This window comes from Desulfurispirillum indicum S5 (assembly GCF_000177635.2).
Taxonomy (GTDB): Bacteria; Chrysiogenota; Chrysiogenetes; order Chrysiogenales; family Chrysiogenaceae; genus Desulfurispirillum; species Desulfurispirillum indicum.
Window position 1 is genome coordinate 2546932 of the sequence record NC_014836.1, and the last position, 18605, is coordinate 2565536.

The window sequence follows — 18605 nt, forward strand, 5'->3', positions numbered from 1 at the left end:
TTTCGCAACGAGATCATACGGAACATGCCATCCCTTGAACACACCACCCATGCCCTTGCCGGCCAGAGCCTTTCCTGGATCAGTTTCCAGATAGGCCGCCGCATTCTCTTTCCTTCAAAGAACGATATCCTGACAGGCCGCCGTTTCTTCCTGAGCCTGCCCGACGACGACAGCGCCCGCCAGGTCTACCGCACCATCAACTCCCTGAATATTCCCTGTGTCTACCTCTCGGCCTGGGAGATCCTGCCGGGGGAGGCCAACGATTTCTACGCGCCCAATGCCGCCGCCCGGGCCCAGGCCATCGACGCCATTGTGGGCGGCAGCGCGCCGGTGGTCGTGGCCACCCACAAGAGTACTGTCCAGAAGATCCCCCCGGTTTCCCAGCGCATCATGGAGTTGCGTCACGGTTACCGCTACAAAATAGACGATCTGGCCCAGACCCTAGTGGACAAAGGTTACGTCCGTGTTCCCATCGTGGATGACTTCGGTCAGTTCGCCCTGCGCGGCGATATCATGGATATCTACTGTCCGGGAGGCCCTTTCCGCCTGGAGTTCTTTGACGAGGAGCTGGAGCGCATCACCCGCTTCGACGTGGACACCCAGACCAGCCAGGAGGGTCTGGAGGAGCTGATGGTAATGCAGTACCGCGAGTACAGCCAGTCTCCCTGGGAGCTGGAGCGTCAGTCGGTGTTCTCCTTTGTCAGCGACGCCGATATCCTGCTCTTTGATGCTGACCACCTGGAAATGGTGCTGCAGCGCGAACGCCAGCAGTGTCAGTCCATCAGTGCCGATCGTATTCTGCTGAACCTGGCCGATATTCCGGCCCACTGCGTCCTGCTGCCACCACCACCGGCAGCAGCCGGTCTGCTGGAGCCTGCAGGCGAACATGTGGATATCAGCCAGCGCGTTGAGCGGTGCCTGGACATACTGCGCCGCACCCCCCTGGCCTTCCTGAGCTACCGCTCGGAGCAGGCCCGCGACAAATTCCAGGCCCTGTTGCAGGAGCACGGGATCAAAGCCCAGAACCTGGAGCAGCCCCTGGCGGTTCAGGAGGGCACGGTTCTGCTGCCGGCGGACTTCCAGGACAGCTTCGCCATTGACGATCACCGTGTCCTGATCAGCGATCGCGAACTTTTTGGCCTTTCCAGGCCCAAAAAGGAACAGCGCTTCCGGGGCATGACCACCTACCTGACCGACCTGGCCATGCTGCGGCCCGGCGACCACGTTGTGCACGTGGAGTATGGGGTGGGCATCTTCCGTGGCATCGAAAACCTGAGCGCCGCCGGAACCCGCGGCGACTTCCTGAAGATTGAGTACGCCCGTGGCGATATCCTCTACGTACCCAACGACAAGTTCCACCTGGTGCAGAAGTATATCGGCTCCGACACGGGTGATCCGAAACTCGACCGCATGGGCTCCAAGAGCTGGGAGAAGCGCAAGAGCCGTGCCCGCAAATCAGTGGAGGACATTGCCCAGAGCCTGATGCAGACAGACGCCCTGCGACGCCGCCACAAGGAGCACACCTATCTGCGCGACAGCAGCCTCTACGATGAGTTTGTGGCCCAGTTTCCCTACGAGGAGACTGAAGACCAGCTGCAGGCCATCAAGGAGACCATTGAGGACATGTGCAGCCCCCATCCCATGGATCGCCTGGTGTGCGGCGATGTGGGATACGGTAAAACCGAGATCGCGCTGCGCGCTGCCATGAAATGCGTTGAATCGGGCTATCAGGCGGCTATTCTGGCACCCACCACCATTCTGGTGGAGCAGCACTTCCGTACTTTCAGGGAACGCTTTACCCCCTTTGGCATTCGCGTTGACATGCTCTCGCGCTTTCGCTCCGCCAAACAGAATCAGGACGCGATCGCCCGCCTGGCTGCTGGTGAAATCGATATCGTCATTGGCACGCACAAGCTGCTGGGTAAAGGGGTGAGTTTCCACAACCTGGCTCTGCTGGTGATTGATGAAGAACAGCGCTTCGGCGTCACCCATAAGGAAAAACTGAAACAGTTCAAGGCCAATGTGGATGTGCTGACCCTCACCGCCACGCCGATTCCGCGCACCCTGCATATGGCCATGGGCGGCATCAAGAAGATGAGTGTCATCGAGACGCCGCCCAAGGATCGTCGCGCCATTAAAACCGAGGTCATCGAATTCCAGGATGAGATCCTCCGCCAGGGTCTGATGCGCGAATTTCACCGGGGTGGTCAGATCTACTTCCTGCACAACCGGGTGGAGACCATCAACGCCATCGCCCTGCGGGTGCAGGGGCTGATTCCCGAAGCGCGGGTGGCCGTGGCCCACGGCCAGATGAGCGAGGCTCAGCTGGAACGGGTGATGCTGGAGTTTTCCGCCGGAGAGCACGACGTGCTGGTGTGTTCGTCCATCGTGGAGTCGGGTCTGGATGTTCCCCGCGCCAATACCATATTCATCAACCGGGCCGATACCCTGGGGCTGGCCCAGCTCTATCAGCTGCGCGGCCGGGTTGGTCGCAGCGAGCGCCGCGCCTTCTGCTACCTGATCATCCCCCCTTTCGACACCTTGCATGATGTCGCCCAGAAGCGCATCCGCGTCATCGAGGAGCTGAGCTACCTGGGAGCCGGCTTCCGCCTGGCCACCTATGACCTGGAAATCCGCGGAGCCGGAAACCTGCTGGGCATGGAACAGTCGGGGCAGATTGCCTCTGTGGGCTTTGAAATGTACACCGATATGCTGCGCGAGTGCGTGCAGCAGCTCAGGGGCCAGAGCGAAGAGCTCTTTGAACCCTCCGTGCGCACCGAAGCTGCCGCCTTTATTCCGGAAACCTATGTGGAGGACATGCCGGCGCGCCTCTCCCTCTACAAGCGCCTCGGTTCCGTTACCAGCGCAGACGAGATCGCCAGGCTGTCCGCCGAGCTGCGCGATCGCTTCGGTTCACTGCCGCCGGAGGTGGAACGCCTGCTCTGGGTCACCCACATGAAGATCCTCGCCCGCCAGCTGCACATCGACCAGCTCTACCTGGGCAGCAGAAACAGCTCTTTCATGGTCAGTGAAAAATCACGGGTGAACATGGCCACTATCATCCAGATGGCCGTGGAACGAAAACTCACCCTGGACCCCCAGGGCAAGGTGACCCTGCCAACGGAATCGACAGAAAAAACCGAACGCTTTCTGCTGGCCATACGGCAATAACGCCAACACACCACCAGGACTCCTGCGAACACGTCATCACATTTTCCATCTGATCCATTCCACAGGTCAGGCCGCAATGAAAAAAGCCCCGGGAGAATTCCCGGGGCTTTGCTATGACAGAGGAGAAGGCTGTGCGTCTAGTTTGCTTGCGGCTGATCTTCAGCGACCGCCTGCGGCTTTCCACTCTGGCGACGGTTCAGCACAAAGCGCTGCAGGGCGTAGAGGGCCACCAGGATGGCCAGACCACTCAGGTCAAGCAGGTGGTTGGGTGAGACCAACAGGAAGGCGCCTGCCAGGAGCAGGGGCTGCTGCCAGCGATCCACTTTTCCAAAGAACCAGGACTGCACGGCTGATGCCAGGGCAAAGATACCCAGCATGGCGGTACCAAAGCGCAGGACTACATCAAGGGGTCCGCTGCCGGCCAGCTCCATCATGGCTTCGTTCATGAGCAGGTCAGGTGCGTAGAAGAACATGAAGGGCACGATATAGGCCGCGATTCCCAGGCGGAATGAGGTGTACCCGGTCTTCATGGGGTCGGAACCACTGATGGCGGACGCAGCATAGGATGCCAGGGCCACGGGAGGCGTGATGGCGGATACGCAGGCGAAGTAGAAGACAAAGAAGTGGGCCAGCAGAGGCTCAATCCCCATGCTGATGAGGCCGGGAGCCACGACCGAGGCCGCCACGGCGTAGGCTGCTGTGGTGGGCATGCCCATACCCAGGATAATGGCAATACACATGGCGAAGAACATGGCCATGAATTCACTGGTGCCGGCAATGCCCAGCAGCAGCGAGGAGAACTTCAGACCGATACCGGTGAGGGCGATAACCCCCATGATAATACCAGCGGCGGCACACACGGCCATGAGCTGAATGGTACCCTTGGCACCAGCTTCCAGAGCCTTGAAGACCCGGTGTGGCCCCATGCGGTTTTCCTTGTTCACCCAGCTGATGACCAGGGCGGCAATGATCGCAAAGAAGCCGGAGCGGATAACGGACATCCCCATCATGAGCATGCCGAAGAGGATCACTATCGGCAGGAACATGTAGACCTTCTTCATGACCTCGCCCAGGGGCGGCAGCATGTGGCGGGGTACGCCCATCAGACCCAGTTTGCTGGCTTCCTTGTCCACCATGAAGTAGGCGGAGGCAAAGTAGAGCAGCGCGGGCAGGATACCGGCGATCATGATGTGCTGGAAGGGAATCCCGGTCATTTCGGCCATGATGAACACGCCGGCGCCCATAACGGGGGGCATGATCTGGCCACCAGTGGAAGCCACGGCTTCGGTGGCCGCCGCAAATCGCGGTTTGTAGCCAACTTTGCGCATGAGGGGAATGGTCAGGCTGCCCGTGGCAACGGCGTTTCCAGCTGAGGTTCCATTAATGGTTCCCATGAGGGCGCTGGCCAGGATAGCAACCTTGGCAGGCCCACCGCGCAGGTGTCCGCTGACGGAGAAAGCCCACTCCACAAAGTAACGACCTACACCAGATACGGTCAGGAAGGAGCTGAAAATGATAAAGATGATGATGTACTTGGAGGAGATGGAGATGGGAACACTGAAGACCCCATCAAGTCCGTAGATGTAAGTGAAGAAACGCTCCATGCTGTAACCGCGGTGGTTCAGCACGCCGGGCAGGTGGGGACCGGCAAAGGAATAGCCGATAAACACGGCGCTGAGGATGGGCAGGGCCCAGCCACTGGCGCGGCGGGCAATTTCAAGAACCAGGAAGGCCCCCACGATGGACATGTAAAAATCCAGTTTGGTGGGCAGAACACCCATGCGGAACATGAGTATCTGATAGTTCTGGATAATGTACACACCAACCACCACCGAGGCGATGGCAAAGGTCCAGTCCACAAGGTTCGGTTTGGCCTTGGAGGCGCTGCTCCAGCCTGGCAGCAGCAGGAAGCCCAGCACGGAGAGGGTCATGACGTGAAAGACGCGGAAGACCCAAGGGTCAATGGGATAGAACACGAGACTGTAGATGTGCAGGGCGGAAATAACCGCCGCCGCTATGGCAATGGTCTTACCCAGCCAGCCCTCAATGTTGCGTTGAGCGCTGAGCTCTATTTCCTCGTTGATCTCCAGGTTCAGACGCCCAGACTCCGGTGCGGCTCCCCCGGGGGTTTCCGCCCGGAACTGTGCATCTTTAGGGGTTTTGTCGCTCATTTAACAATCCTTCTTAATCCTTGATTTTGCCTTAAAAAAAGCACCCCCGCTCTCGCGCAGAGAGCGGAAATGCTTCTTGTCATCCGTAAAGATCAGGCACTTGCTTAGCGCTGGTACTCCGGGGGGTACACATCGGGATGCAGTTCAATGCCCAGCTCTTCGTAGTAGCGAATCGCGCCGGGGTGCATCCACATCCAGGTGTTGTTGACCACGTACTCTGCCAGGGTCTCCTTGGCAGCAGCGTGAGCCGTTACCATACGCTGGTGGTTGTCGAAAACACCCTTGACGATATCGTACACCAGGTCGTCGGGGAGATCTTTGCTGGCGATAGCCATGTTCCAGATGCCCACAGTCTCAATGTCCTGGTCGAGGAAGTCATAGACGGAAGCGGGAATCACAGCGGGTGAGAAGTAGGGGTACTCTTTGAGGATTTTTTCGCGGTTGGCGCCATCAATGCCGAACATGGTGATGCGGCGCTGATTGGCCATTTCCAGAACAGCTCCAACGGGCAGGCCGGCGGCAAAGCTGTTGGCGTCAAGCTGGCCATCCATATGCTGTCCAACCAGGTCACTGATACCAGCGTGGCGTACGGTGGCATTGATGCCCAGCAGGTCAAGGAAACGGGGGTGGAAGGTACCGGCGGTTCCGCCCTGGGGACCAACGCCTACGCGCTTGCCAGCCAGATCATCAATCTTCGTGATACCAGAGTTCACGGTTGCCCACCACTGGGAGTAGGTGTTGTACATGGGGAAAATAGCGCGCACATTGCGGTGCTCAATACCATTGGTCCAGGCTTCGAGACCATACCAGGCTTCATAGGCGGGGCCCATGGTAACCATGCCCAGCTCCAGGTCGCCCATGTGAACCAGCTGCATATTGTGGTTGGGACCACCGGTTACCTCAACACCGGTGGGGATACCGGTTACACTTTCAATAACCTGCGACCAGCCACCGCCATACACATAATAGGTTCCACCAATAGAGGCGGCTCCGATGGTCATGGACGTGGGACGCTGACCTTCAGCCTGCTGAGGATCACTGCTGCACCCGCTCAGGGCGAAGGCCATGGCCACAACGGCCAGGGCGATCCATTTAAAATGCTTTCCAACTGCCATAGTAACTTCTCCTTTGAATTTGTCTTCTCCCGTAAGAGACATTTCATAATGTCGTTTTACCGTGAGTATATGGATCACGGCCCACGGGAACAAGTAAGATTTATACAAGTGCAGATATCAGGCTCTCACTGGCACATACCTCAGGTTTAACATCAGTATCCCCGTATTAGCCAACGCACCTGCACTATCAAACCTTATTCCATTATCATAGCAAAGATAATTGAACAATCAATGGAATCTTCCTCCCGCCTGAAGCTGCTGCGTCCCCTGAAGGCTGCCACACCGGTATCCGCGGCATCACGGACAAACATTTTCTCAAAAATCCCTGTTCATGCACGGGCTCTTCGGGCCAAAATCCATGAACATGCCGCGGGATGGGGAAAATTTTCACACAGTGTTCTGATACCGGCTCGTCGGTTTTCAGCAAGGTGTTTGACTGGATTTCCCATTGACTTTTCCCGGTACCCGTGTATATATCCCCTTGTCGAATCACCCCTTCCCCTCACAGCTATTCATCCGAACTTTCCCCCGTAATTATGGAGACTCATCCCCCATGGATTTAAACGTACTCAAAGTCACTCCCATCAGTGAGCTGGTCGAGATGGCCCGCGACGCCAATATAGAGGGAGTCAGTGTTCTCAAGCGCCAGGATCTGATTTTCAACCTGCTGATCAAGCACGCCAAGTCCGGCGGGCACATCTTCGGCGGCGGCGTTCTGGAAGTTCACCCCGACGGATTCGGCTTCCTGCGCGCCACCGACTACAATTACCTGCCCGGCCCCGACGATATCTACGTCTCCCCCAGTCAGATTAAGCGCTTCAGCATGCAGACCGGCGACACCATAGAAGGGGAGATCCGCCCGCCCAAGGAGGGGGAAAAATACTTCGCCCTGCTGCAGATCGAAAGCATCAACTACGCCAGCCCGGAGCAGGCCAAAACCAAGGTGCTCTTCGACAACCTCACCCCCCTGCACCCCAATGAACGCATTCACCTGGAAATGCCCGGCAAGGAAAATATCTCCACCCGCCTGGTGGATATCATCGCCCCGGTGGGCAAAGGCCAGCGCGGCCTGATCGTCGCTCCGCCCAAAGCCGGCAAGACCGTTTTTCTGCAGAATATGGCCAACGCCATCGCCCATAACCACCCCGAAGCCCACCTGATCGTCCTGCTTATTGACGAGCGCCCCGAAGAAGTGACGGAGATGCAGCGCTCGGTCATCGGTGAAGTGGTCTCCTCCACCTTTGACGAACCGCCCACCCGCCACATTCAGGTGGCTGAAATGGTCATCGACAAGGCCAAGCGCCTGGTGGAGCACAAGAAGGATGTCATCATCCTGCTGGATTCCATCACCCGGCTGGCACGCGCCTACAACACGGTCATCCCCCACAGCGGGCGGGTGCTTTCCGGTGGTCTGGACGCCAATGCCCTGCATAAGCCCAAGCGTTTCCTGGGCGCGGCCCGCAATATCGAATTCGGCGGCTCCCTGACCATCCTGGCCACGGCCCTGGTGGATACGGGATCAAAGATGGATGAAGTCATCTACGAGGAGTTCAAGAGTACCGGCAACATGGAGCTGTATCTGGATCGCGGACTGGCCGAACGCCGCATCTTCCCGGCCATCGACATCATGCGCAGCGGCACCCGCCGCGAAGAGCTGCTCTTTACCGAAGAAGAGCTGCGCAAATCCTGGATCATCCGCAAATTCCTGCAATCCATGTCCACCCACGAAGCGGCAGATTTCATGATCGACCGCCTCAGCCATACCAAGAACAACCAGGAATTTTTTGACACCATGAACAAGTAGGGAAGTAAAAAGAGCAGAAAACTGCTTGCAAAAATCCACACAGATGTGATAGATGATTGCGCTTGTGGGTTTTTCAGAGAAAACATCTTATGGATATGACGAATACAAGGAGTCAGGAAACATGAAGCAGGGCATCCACCCCCAGATGAATCAGATCAACGTTGAGTGCATGTGCGGCAACGTCATACAAACCCTTTCCACACGTTCCGATGAGTTCAAGCTCGACGTGTGCTCCAGCTGCCACCCCGTATTCACCGGGCAGGAGCGGGTCATGGATACCGCCGGTCGCGTTGAGCGCTTCCGCAAGAAGTACGCTAACAAGGGATAAGGCACCGCCACTCTCTTGCCACTTCTTTTTCAGCTTATCCCCGCAGCACTTCACCGCCGCGGGGTTTTTTCTTATCAGGCTGCCGAGGTACCCTATGAAAACACAGTGCAACGTTGTTCTCCTCAAGCACACCGAAGACCCTGAAGGTTCCGTATACGCGGCGGCGCGGCTCTGCTACAGCCCGGCCCACATTGAAGAGCTCATGGAAGCCAGCGCCACCGAGAAGCAGAAATTCGTCCAGAAGATCCGCGACCTCGGGCACCTGAGCGTCTTTGAGCACGTCAGCTTCACCTTCGCCGTGGAAGGCATCTCGCGAGCCTGCTCCCACCAGCTGGTCCGCCATCGCCTGGCCAGCTACTCCCAGCAGTCCCAGCGCTATGTCCGCCAGGGACAGTTTTCCTATATTGAACCAGACAGCATGGCCGCCATGCCAGCAGGGTGGTTTGCCGAAAAGATGGCCACCATGCAGCGGTGGTACCAGGAAGCCCTGGATGCCGGACTGCCTGCCGAAGACGCTCGCTTCCTGCTGCCCAACGCCTGTGAAACCCGTATTATCCTGACCATGAACGCCCGCGAACTGATGCTCTTTTTCAGCCTGCGCTGCTGCGAGCGGGCCCAGTGGGAGATCCGCGCCATGGCCGATCAGATGCTCGAACAGTGCAGAACCGTTTCGCCTGTCATCTTTGCCGACGCGGGTCCCGGCTGCCTGCGTGGCCCCTGCCCCGAAGGCAGCATGTGCTGCGGCAAGACTGCCCAGGTACGGGAGCGTTATCGCGAAGGCTTGTGAATTGCGCGACTGCTGAAACAGCCGGGCGAAGTGAAGAGCGCGTCAGCGCCTGCGCTGCGCCATGTGATAAAGTACGATGGAAGTCGCCACAGCAGCGTTGAGGGACTCAACCCCCGCGTCCATGGGAATGGAAACCGACTGCTCACGCCAGCGGGCGGGAATGCCGGCGCCCTCAATGCCCGGCACCAGCATGGTGGGATCGCTGAAGACCGTTTCCGCAAGGGGCTTTCCTTCGGCGGAAAGACTGACGATCTGCCCCGGATACGGGAGATGGAAAATATCCTCCAGACGCGGACCCGCGAAGAAGCGACAGTGGAAAACCGCCCCCGCCGAAGCGCGGATGGCTTTGGGCAGAAAGGGGCTGGCGCACTGCTCCAGCAGGAGAATATCCCGCACCCCGAAGGCAACGCTGGAACGAAGAACACTGCCCACGTTCTCGGGATCCTGAAACGCCAGGGCCACGCAGGTGCCCACGGGCAGACTCCCAGCCCACTCCACAGGCTGGGCGCAGCGCACCAGCACCAGGGGAAAATCCGTGCCACAGACATCCAGCTGACGAAAAAGCTCCGGCTCCAGCACCAGCCGGGAAACCGCGTTGAGCCCTTCGATGTTTTCATGGCGGCTGCTGGACACCAGTGCCAGCACTTCAGGACTGCCAGAAGCCAGGAGCTCGCGGACGATTTTCTCTCCGGAAACCAGAGCCTGCTGATATTTACGGATGCCACGCGCCTGCAGCAGGCGCAGCAGTTGACGATAGGTGGGATTGGCCGGACTGGTAATCAGCTTCATGAAAAATCCTCTGAATTCCATTCTTGCGTTACAACTGACGTCTCGCATCTTGTCGTCTTGACTTAAGATACTGTTGCTCTGATGTTTGCCACGCAGAAACCGTATTGATTTTGCGTGCTTGACTCATCTGGTATCTCTTTTCGTTTGTGGACATTGTCCTTTTTGACCGCGCAAAAAGGACACAAAAACGCGCCCCCCGAACGCCCGTTTTTCCGGCTCCTTTACTCGCCTGTTCTGGAGATCCGGCAGCAGGCTGCTCAAAGAGGCCCATCTGCTGCGTTGCCGGGCATCGCTCGTCACTGCGACGTACAGGGAGTACGCCTCCCTCCTGCTTTGCCCGCGCCTTGCACCTGGGCCTCTTTGCGTTGCCTGACCCCTGCCTCCCTGCAGTGCTGCCGGACCACTCACTTCCTGTGAGTGTCCCGTTCGGGTCTTGCCAGCCAGGCGTCGCACTCACCGGACGGGCTCAGGGGGGAACGGCCTGCTTCTGTCTCTCCCCCGTGTGCTGGCCCAGCCAGGACGCGCCGACTGGAACGCTATGGACCCGCAGGGTTGCCGCCACGACGGCGGCAACCGCAAACCAAAAGCCATGGAGGGCGGTTGTTTGCGGTCCCCAGTTCCAGGCAAGCGGACGGCTGAAAAGGACAGCACTGGGGGCCGCTTTTGCGCCACTTTTTGCGGGTAAAAAGTGGCAAAAGAAACTCATAAACAGGGTGAGGGCAATGCCAAGCGACACAGTCTGTGCAGAACTATTTCCGCCATTCCAGCATGGCATCAGGGTCGATCCCGACACCCAGCTGTTTCGGGGATGCGAAAGCTGAGTTACAATACTATGACACAGAAAATCACCGGGTTCACCGGAAAACTCACCGGTGACGCGAGAGGAACCATGAGCGCCACTGCCCACGATCCCGCCAGCTTCAGCCACCGTGAACTCCAGGTCTTGCACCAGGACAATCATACCATCGTGGTATTCAAGCCAGCCCGCGTTCCCGTGCAGTCCGACAGCAGCGGTGACATCAGCCTGCTGGAAGTGGTGCGACAGTACATCGCTGCGGAATACCAGAAGCCAGGCAACGTCTTCGTGGGCATGGTTCAGCGGCTGGATCGTCCCGTCAGCGGGCTGGTGGTCTTCGCCCGCACTTCCAAAGGCGCGGCGCGCCTCTCGGAACAGCTTCGCCAGCATCGCATCTACAAACACTACCTGGCCCTGGTCCATGGAGCACCCTCCGAAAGCGAGGGTACCCTGCGCCACCTGCTGGAGTACCGTGAAGGCACTGCCATAGCGGGGCGCCATGGACAGGGCAAAACCGCCGTGCTGCACTACCGGGTGCTGCAACACCTGCCCGATGCCAGCTTGCTGCATATACGCCTGGAGACGGGGCGTAAGCACCAGATCCGCTTCCAGCTCTCCAGGATCGGCTGCCCCATCCTGGGCGACCTGCGCTACGGCGCTCGCGCTCCACTACCCGATCAGTCCATCGCCCTGTGCGCCTGGGCCCTCTCCTATGAACATCCCACCAGTCGGCAGCCGATCATGGTGCGCCTGCCCGCCGGATTGCTGCCACAGGCCATACAGCCGCTGGCAGAAATACTGCCCGATCCATTTACCAAGGAGACACTCCATGAAGTATGAGGCTCCAGACGCAAAGCGGGGCTTTGTCTATGTGTGTCGCCTGCTCTCCCGACGCGGCTACCACAGCGCGGAGATCCGCCACAAACTACTGAGCAAGGGCTACAGCGAAGAGATGGCTGCCGATATCCTGGAGCAGGTCGGTGGGCTGCTCAACGATAAACTGTTCTTTGACGCCTTTGTATGGCAGCAGCTGGGCAAGCTGCATGGCACGGTGTATATGGAACACTCTCTGAGAATGAAGGATATCGCGTTGCCCACAGGCTGGGATGAGCTGCGGGAGCGCCACTTTGCGGAACGTCTGGACGAACTGGCCCGCCGCGTTGCGCGCAAGTATCAGGAGGCCCTGCAGGAAGGGCGCTGGGCTCTGGAGCAGGCGTTATGGCGTCGCGGGTTTGACCAGCAGGAAATACTCCGGATCATGGAACGCATCGGGGAGCTGACCCATGAAGAGTGAGCTTGAGCGCCACTGCCATGGGGCCGTGGAACAGTATTGCCGCTGGAGTGGTTCTACCAGTATGGTCGTGGCCGTCAGCGGGGGAGTGGACTCCATGGTACTACTGCACCTGCTGGCAAAAATACAGCCCGAACTGAAGCTGAACCTTGTGGTGGCCCATCTTGAGCACGGCCTGCGCGGGGAAGAGTCCCGCGCCGACGCGCGCCTGGTAATCCAGACCTGCGAACGCCTCGGTATCCCCTGCTACGCCCGTTTTGTTGATGAGCACTTCTGGCAAAGGCAGGCGGGCAACTTCCAGGACAAAGCCCGCGCCCTGCGCTACACCTTTTTTCGCCAGGTGGGAACGGATTTTTTTTCAGGTCGGGCCTTTGCCATTGCCACCGCCATGACCCAGGATGACTGTCTGGAAAAGATCTTCATGGATATCCTGCGCGGACGCAGCCTGCTGGGCAGTCTGAGCCATCAGCAACCCGACACACTGCGACCGCTGCGCACCATCAGCAAGGAAGCACTCATCGCCTATGCCACCGGGCAACAGATCTCCTGGCGCGAAGACACCAGCAACCACCAGGATTCCTATCTGCGCAACCGCGTACGCAATCAGCTCATCCCTTTGCTCCGGGAGGAATTCGACTTTCAGAAATCCATACAAAGCCGCTTCATCACGGATATGGAGGAGGGGATGACGTTTCTGAGTGAACAGCTGGACGCCCTCTTCGCATCCTTACTCCGGGAAGGCTCTCTGCGTGTTTCGGATCTTCGTCAGCTGGCATCGTTCCCACAGCGACAGATATGTCTGCGCTTTCTGCAGCACCACGGGATCCCTCCCAGCGAAGAAAAGCTGGCGCTCTTTATCCGTCTGCTGACAACAAAGGGTACGCGCTCCATGGATGCCGGAGGAGGCCGCCAGCTGGTGATTGCGTACGAAAATATCCGTGTCAGCGACCACAACGCTGTCGCGAAACCTGTAACACCATTGACTGTTGTCAGTTGCGGAGAGTTCTCCCTGAATGGAAAACAGCTTCGCCTGACACAATTTACCAGCCAGAGCGAAAAGAGGTTTTCTCTTCCCGCGAATCTTGTTATCTTTCCCCTGATTATCCGCAGCCGTCGCCCCGGTGACACCCTGGCCCTTCCCGGAGGCCATGTGAAACTCAAGAAGGCTCTGATAGACCGCAAGATTCCCCGCCAGATACGGGATTCGCTTGTGGTGGTGGAAAACCGTGCCAGCCAGATTATCTTTGTTGAAGGCATTGGTGCCATTCTCCCCCGAAAAAACTGTTCCGACACCCTGGAGTATACTGTTGAAATCCTATGATATTCAGACCCTTATTCCTCCCCAGCAACTGCAGCAAACCATTGAGCGACTGGCCCGCGAAATCGCTGCGGACTACGAGGGGCAGTCACTGCTGCTGGTATGCATACTCAACGGTTCCTTCATCTTCACCGCCGATCTGGCCCGCGAGCTCTCCCGCCACAACCTGGAAGTGGAAGTGGACTTCATGAAGGTTTCATCCTACGCCGACAGCGAATCCACCGGCTCGGTCAAGATGGACTTCGACATGAGCCGCTCCATTACGGGCCGCAATGTCCTGATTGTGGAGGATATCATCGACACCGGCCGCACCCTGGAGCACCTGCTGCGCCTGCTGCGCACCCGTGATCCCCGCAGAATGGCCCTGTGCTGCCTGCTGGACAAACCTTCCCGAAGAGTCAACGGCCTGCAGGCCGACTACGTTGGCGAGGTCATCGACGATCTTTTCGTGGTTGGCTACGGACTCGACTATAATCACCGCTTCCGGGAGCTGCCCGGCATCGGTATCATGAACATAGAGGAGTAAGACTTTGAATAACAATTTCTATCGCAATATCACGCTCTGGATTGTCATCGGACTGATCGTCATTCTGATGTTCAATACCTTCAGCGCCCCGACTGCTCCCCAGAATACGATCCCCTACAGTGAGTTCATCTCCATGGTGGATCGCGGCACCATCTCCCAGGTGCAGATCCAGGGGAAAAAGGTCACCGCCAGCGGCATGGACGGGCGGCGCATTGAAACCATCGCCCCCGATGACCCTGACCTGATACCCACCTTGAAGGCCCGCGGACTGCGCATTGAAGTCAAAGAACCCGAAGGGACCCCCTGGCTGCTGCAGATCCTGATCTCCTGGTTCCCCATGTTGCTGCTGATTGGTGTCTGGATCTTCTTCATGCGGCAGATGCAGTCCGGCGGCAACCGTGCCATGAGTTTCGGGAAATCCCGTGCCAAGATGCTGACTGAAGAAAACACCAAAATAACCTTCCAGGATGTGGCCGGCATTGACGAAGCCAAGGACGACCTGGTGGAAATTGTGGAATTCCTCAAAGACCCCAAGAAGTTCACCAAGCTGGGCGGCAAGATCCCCAAGGGCGTTCTGCTCATGGGTTCGCCGGGCACCGGGAAGACCCTGCTGGCCAAAGCCATCGCCGGTGAAGCGGGCGTGCCCTTCTTCAGTATCTCCGGTTCTGACTTCGTGGAGATGTTCGTGGGCGTGGGCGCCAGCCGCGTGCGCGATCTCTTTGAACAGGGCAAGAAGAACGCTCCCTGCATCATCTTTATCGACGAAATTGACGCCGTGGGTCGCCACCGTGGCGCTGGTCTGGGTGGTGGACACGATGAGCGCGAACAGACCCTGAACCAGCTGCTGGTGGAAATGGACGGCTTTGAATCCAATGAAGGCGTCATCCTGATCGCGGCCACCAACCGTCCCGATGTTCTTGACCCCGCCCTGCTGCGCCCCGGGCGCTTCGACCGCCAGGTGGTCGTCCCCAAGCCCGATGTCAAAGGCCGCCTGGGCATTCTGAAAGTGCATACCACCAAGGTTCCCCTGGCCAAGGACGTGAACCTGGAAACCCTGGCCAAGGGAACCCCTGGCTTCAGTGGTGCCGATATCAGCAATATGGTCAACGAAGCCGCCCTGATGGCGGCTCGCCGCAATCGCATCAAAGTGCGCATGGTTGACCTGGAAGATGCCAAGGATCGCGTGACCATGGGTCCCGAACGTCGCAGCATGGCTCTGTCCGAGTACGAAAAGCGCAACACCGCTTACCACGAGGCGGGCCACGCCATTGTGGGCAAGTTCCTCAAGGGAACCGATCCCGTGCACAAGGTCACCATCATTCCCCGCGGCCGCGCCCTGGGGGTCACCCAGTTCCTGCCCCAGGATGATAAGTACTCCGTGGACAGCGATTACCTGCAGAAGCAGATATCGGTTCTCATGGGCGGCCGCATTGCCGAAGAGCTGGTGATGAGCCATATGACCACCGGTGCCAGCAATGATATTGAACGGGCCACGGCCATTGCCCGCAAGATGGTCTGCGAATGGGGCATGAGCGCGAAACTGGGTCCCCTGGCCTATGGTCGCAAGGACGAAGAGGTCTTCCTGGGTAAGGAGATCACCCAGCATAAGAACTACAGTGAAAAGACCGCCGAGCTGGTGGACGAAGAGATCAAGTCCATTGTCGATACGGCCTATGGTGTCGCCAGGGAAATCCTGGAAACCAACATGGACATCCTCAACGATGTCTCGGCGCGGCTGCTGGAAGAAGAGACCATCGACGGCACGGTGCTGGATGAGATCATCCTGAAATACCACCCCGATTATGAACCACCAGTCAGCACCTCCGAAGAGGAGCGCAAGAAACAGCGCACCCAGGAGGTCGACGAGAGCACCGAGGCACCAGGCGAGCCTGAGCCTGAAGAAACCAGTGACACGGGGACACCCCTCACGCCAACTGACGAGAACGAGCCAAAATCCTGAAGGTTACCATGAACCTCTGCGCCCCCTGGCCGAAAATTGCGGGCATCCTCAATGTCACCCCCGACTCTTTCAGCGATGGCGGGTGCCACCTGCAGACCAGGAATGCCGTGGAGCGCGGTCTGCAGATGGTGGTGGAGGGGGCGCACATCATTGATGTGGGTGGCGAGTCAACCCGGCCGGGAGCGGCCAGAGTCAGTGCCGAAGAGCAGATGAAGCGCATTCTGCCGGTGATCGATGCCCTGGTCGCCCACGAGGTGCCGATCAGCGTGGATACGACCAGCGCACTGGTGGCCAGAGTCTGCATTGATCGTGGTGCCACCATGATCAATGATATCAGCGCCGGAAAAGATGACCCGGCCATGTTCCCCCTGGCAGTGGAACGCGAAGTTGACATCTGCCTCATGCACAAGCGGGGCAACCCGGCTGTCATGCAGCAGCTGACACACTATGACGATGTGGTTGACGAGGTTCACCACTACCTGGCGATGCGGGCACAGGCATTCCTTGAGGCGGGTGGCAGCGCCGGACGCCTTTTCCTGGACCCCGGCATCGGCTTACCCAAGGACAGCCAGGCCAATCTCCGGCTCATCATGTCCATGGGCAGGCTGCGGCAGCTGGGCTACCAGACCTACCTGGGAGCCAGCCGCAAGAGCTTCATCGGCGCGATATGCCAGGTGGAAGACCCCCGGGAGCGCCTGCCCGGCAGCCTGGTGGTCGCCATGGAGGCATATCGGCAGGGGGTGCACATGCTGCGGGTTCATGACGTTGCGGCGACTGTCCAGGCCCTGAAGATGGCGGCGGCACTGTGGGCACATACAGATAACAACAAGCTCTGATACCTATACTGATACGGTGGCGGCACTGACATGCTTGATATTCTCCTGAACCTCACCTGGCGCGATGCCGTAGATATCTTCCTCGTATGGGTCATCCTGTACAAACTCCTTACCTTTTTGCGTGGCACCACGGCCATACAGGTGTTCAGCGCCATTCTGCTGATCCTCGGCCTCTCCTTCGTCGCCCATGTGGCCGAGCTCAAGACCATCTACTGGCTGGTGAAGAATATCGCCGGCTATCTGGTGCTGGCACTGATCATCCTTTTCCACCCTGAGATCCGCAAATTCCTGGTCACCATAGGCCAGAACGAAATATTCCGCCTCTTTGCCAAGTCCGACGAGAAGCAGCTGGAAACCCTGGAAGAAATTGTCAAGGCCTGTGTCAACCTGGCTTCCCGCAAAATCGGCGCCCTGATCGTGCTGGAGCGGGAAAGCAACCTGGATAATTACGCGGACATCACCGTTATCCTTGACGCCATCGCCAGCAAGGAACTGCTTATCACTATCTTTCAGGAGAGCGCGCCCATCCATGACGGCGCTGTGCTCATCCGCAACAACCGCATCTATGCCGCCGGGTGCTTTCTGACAGTCAGCATGAACCCCGATATCGACAAGGAGCTTGGAACCCGCCACCGCGCCGCCATCGGCGTGACCGAGCAGACGGACAGCGTGGCCATCGTGGTCAGTGAGGAGACCGGAACCATAAGTATCGCCATCGGCGGCAAGATCATCCGCAAGCTTGACAGCACCACCCTGAAAAAAGTTCTGAAAAATATCTTTTCGCCAAAACCCCGGGGAGGAAAGAAGTGATCCGCTTTGTTACCGATAACCTCACCTATAAAGTGGTGGCTCTGCTCTTTGCCCTTGTCCTGTGGGCATTTGTCAAGAGCACCGACAAGAGTACGATTACCGCGACTTTCCCCATTTTTTTCCAGGATGTCCCCGAGGGTATTACTGTCGTCAGCGATGCCGAGTACGTGGAGGTTCAGGTTTCCGGCCCCAATACGATTCTCTCCGGCCGCCTCTTCCAGCAAAGCCGTGTTGAAGCCCCCGTCAGCATCAAGCCCCTGGGCCAGGAGAGCCTGCTGAACCTGAGCGCGGAGCACATCAAGGTGCCTTTCGGCCTGGAAATTCTGGCCATCAAGCCCAATATGATTCGCTATCACCTGGAGACGGTCGTGCCGATTCATGCCATCGTGGTGCCCTCGCTCATGGGAGACCCGGCGGAAGGGTATGAAATCAGGCGGGTGCTCGTGGAGCCGGAAACGGTCAAACTCCTGGTGCCGGAAAAGGAGCGGGAGGCATTCTCCGCTATTCGCACCGCGCCCCTGAGTATTCACCAGCTCAGGGAAACCAGGCGTATTCACACTGTCCTGACCCTGCCACCGTCCATCCAGTGGGAGCCCCAGGAAATACGCATCACCGTAGAGGTGGAGGAAAAAACCGTTACCAGAACCCTCCACGATATTGTCGTTGTGGCGGAAATCGGCGAACAGCTCCTGGTACCCACAACGGTATCACTTACTCTGGAAGGCAAATACCACACCATGGCGTCGCTCCAGGCAGTGACTCTGCAGGCCGTGGCTCAGGCAGACTCCGGTCAGATACACGCGGTACGCGGTCTGCCCCAGGGGGTGCGATTTATCGAAGCTGATCCCCAGTACATTCCACTATTACAGCCCCCTGGGGAGAAAAGTACACCACAGGGATGAG

General features: G+C 58.3%; 15 protein-coding genes. 12 read left to right on the plus strand and 3 right to left on the minus strand.

Features of this window, described 5'->3' with window-relative positions; all coding sequences use genetic code 11:
- The first annotated feature begins 24 nt into the window (after positions 1-24).
- A complete protein-coding gene (gene mfd / locus SELIN_RS14230; protein WP_013506902.1) occupies positions 25-3171 on the plus strand; it encodes a transcription-repair coupling factor in 3147 nt (1048 codons plus the stop codon).
- A 137-nt stretch (positions 3172-3308) separates the two neighbouring features.
- On the opposite strand, the gene SELIN_RS11950 is transcribed toward mfd, so the two are convergent.
- Together SELIN_RS11950 and SELIN_RS11955 are read right to left on the minus strand one after the other, a co-directional pair.
- Positions 3309-5342, minus strand: a complete 2034-nt coding sequence (locus SELIN_RS11950) for a TRAP transporter permease (protein ID WP_013506903.1) — start codon at positions 5340-5342, stop codon at positions 3309-3311.
- Between the two features lie 104 nt (positions 5343-5446).
- A complete protein-coding gene (locus tag SELIN_RS11955; RefSeq protein ID WP_013506904.1) occupies positions 5447-6457 on the minus strand; it encodes a TAXI family TRAP transporter solute-binding subunit in 1011 nt (336 codons plus the stop codon).
- Positions 6458-7010: 553 nt separating this feature from the next.
- On the opposite strand from SELIN_RS11955, the gene rho reads away from it, so the two are divergent.
- From rho to thyX, 3 genes are all read left to right on the plus strand, one after another.
- On the plus strand, positions 7011-8261 hold the full coding sequence (gene rho / locus SELIN_RS11960) for a transcription termination factor Rho (protein WP_013506905.1): 1251 nt from the start codon (positions 7011-7013) through the stop codon (positions 8259-8261).
- A gap of 121 nt (positions 8262-8382) precedes the next feature.
- Entirely contained in the window at positions 8383-8589 is a 207-nt protein-coding gene (gene rpmE / locus SELIN_RS11965) for a 50S ribosomal protein L31 (RefSeq protein WP_013506906.1), read from the plus strand.
- 94 nt (positions 8590-8683) lie between these two features.
- On the plus strand, positions 8684-9376 hold the full coding sequence (gene thyX / locus SELIN_RS11970; protein WP_013506907.1) for an FAD-dependent thymidylate synthase: 693 nt from the start codon (positions 8684-8686) through the stop codon (positions 9374-9376).
- Positions 9377-9418: 42 nt separating this feature from the next.
- On the opposite strand, the gene SELIN_RS11975 is transcribed toward thyX, so the two are convergent.
- Positions 9419-10165, minus strand: coding sequence for a TrmH family RNA methyltransferase (locus SELIN_RS11975; protein WP_013506908.1), 747 nt, complete (start codon positions 10163-10165; stop codon positions 9419-9421).
- 832 nt (positions 10166-10997) lie between these two features.
- On the opposite strand from SELIN_RS11975, the gene SELIN_RS11985 reads away from it, so the two are divergent.
- The 8 genes from SELIN_RS11985 to SELIN_RS12020 are packed head-to-tail and all read left to right on the plus strand — an operon-like array spanning position 10998 to position 18604.
- Positions 10998-11801 carry an RluA family pseudouridine synthase gene (locus SELIN_RS11985; protein ID WP_013506910.1) on the plus strand — a complete coding sequence of 268 codons (804 nt, stop codon included), beginning with the start codon at positions 10998-11000 and terminating at the stop codon, positions 11799-11801.
- Entirely contained in the window at positions 11791-12255 is a 465-nt protein-coding gene (locus tag SELIN_RS11990; protein WP_013506911.1) for a regulatory protein RecX, read from the plus strand. The genes SELIN_RS11985 and SELIN_RS11990 overlap by 11 nt, the downstream gene beginning before the upstream one ends.
- Positions 12245-13573 carry a tRNA lysidine(34) synthetase TilS gene (tilS, locus tag SELIN_RS11995; RefSeq protein WP_013506912.1) on the plus strand — a complete coding sequence of 443 codons (1329 nt, stop codon included), beginning with the start codon at positions 12245-12247 and terminating at the stop codon, positions 13571-13573. The genes SELIN_RS11990 and tilS overlap by 11 nt, the downstream gene beginning before the upstream one ends.
- Positions 13560-14096: a hypoxanthine phosphoribosyltransferase gene (gene hpt, locus SELIN_RS12000; RefSeq protein ID WP_013506913.1), complete on the plus strand. Its 537-nt coding sequence runs from the start codon at positions 13560-13562 to the stop codon at positions 14094-14096. Before tilS ends, hpt begins: the two co-directional genes overlap by 14 nt.
- A gap of 4 nt (positions 14097-14100) precedes the next feature.
- Positions 14101-16056 (plus strand): ATP-dependent zinc metalloprotease FtsH, encoded by a 1956-nt coding sequence (gene ftsH / locus SELIN_RS12005; protein WP_013506914.1) that lies wholly within the window; start codon positions 14101-14103, stop codon positions 16054-16056.
- Positions 16057-16064: 8 nt separating this feature from the next.
- A complete protein-coding gene (gene folP / locus SELIN_RS12010) occupies positions 16065-16892 on the plus strand; it encodes a dihydropteroate synthase (RefSeq protein WP_013506915.1) in 828 nt (275 codons plus the stop codon).
- A 30-nt stretch (positions 16893-16922) separates the two neighbouring features.
- Positions 16923-17702 carry a diadenylate cyclase CdaA gene (cdaA, locus tag SELIN_RS12015; RefSeq protein WP_013506916.1) on the plus strand — a complete coding sequence of 260 codons (780 nt, stop codon included), beginning with the start codon at positions 16923-16925 and terminating at the stop codon, positions 17700-17702.
- Positions 17699-18604 (plus strand): CdaR family protein, encoded by a 906-nt coding sequence (locus tag SELIN_RS12020; RefSeq protein ID WP_013506917.1) that lies wholly within the window; start codon positions 17699-17701, stop codon positions 18602-18604. The genes cdaA and SELIN_RS12020 overlap by 4 nt, the downstream gene beginning before the upstream one ends.
- The last annotated feature ends 1 nt before the right edge of the window (position 18605 follow it).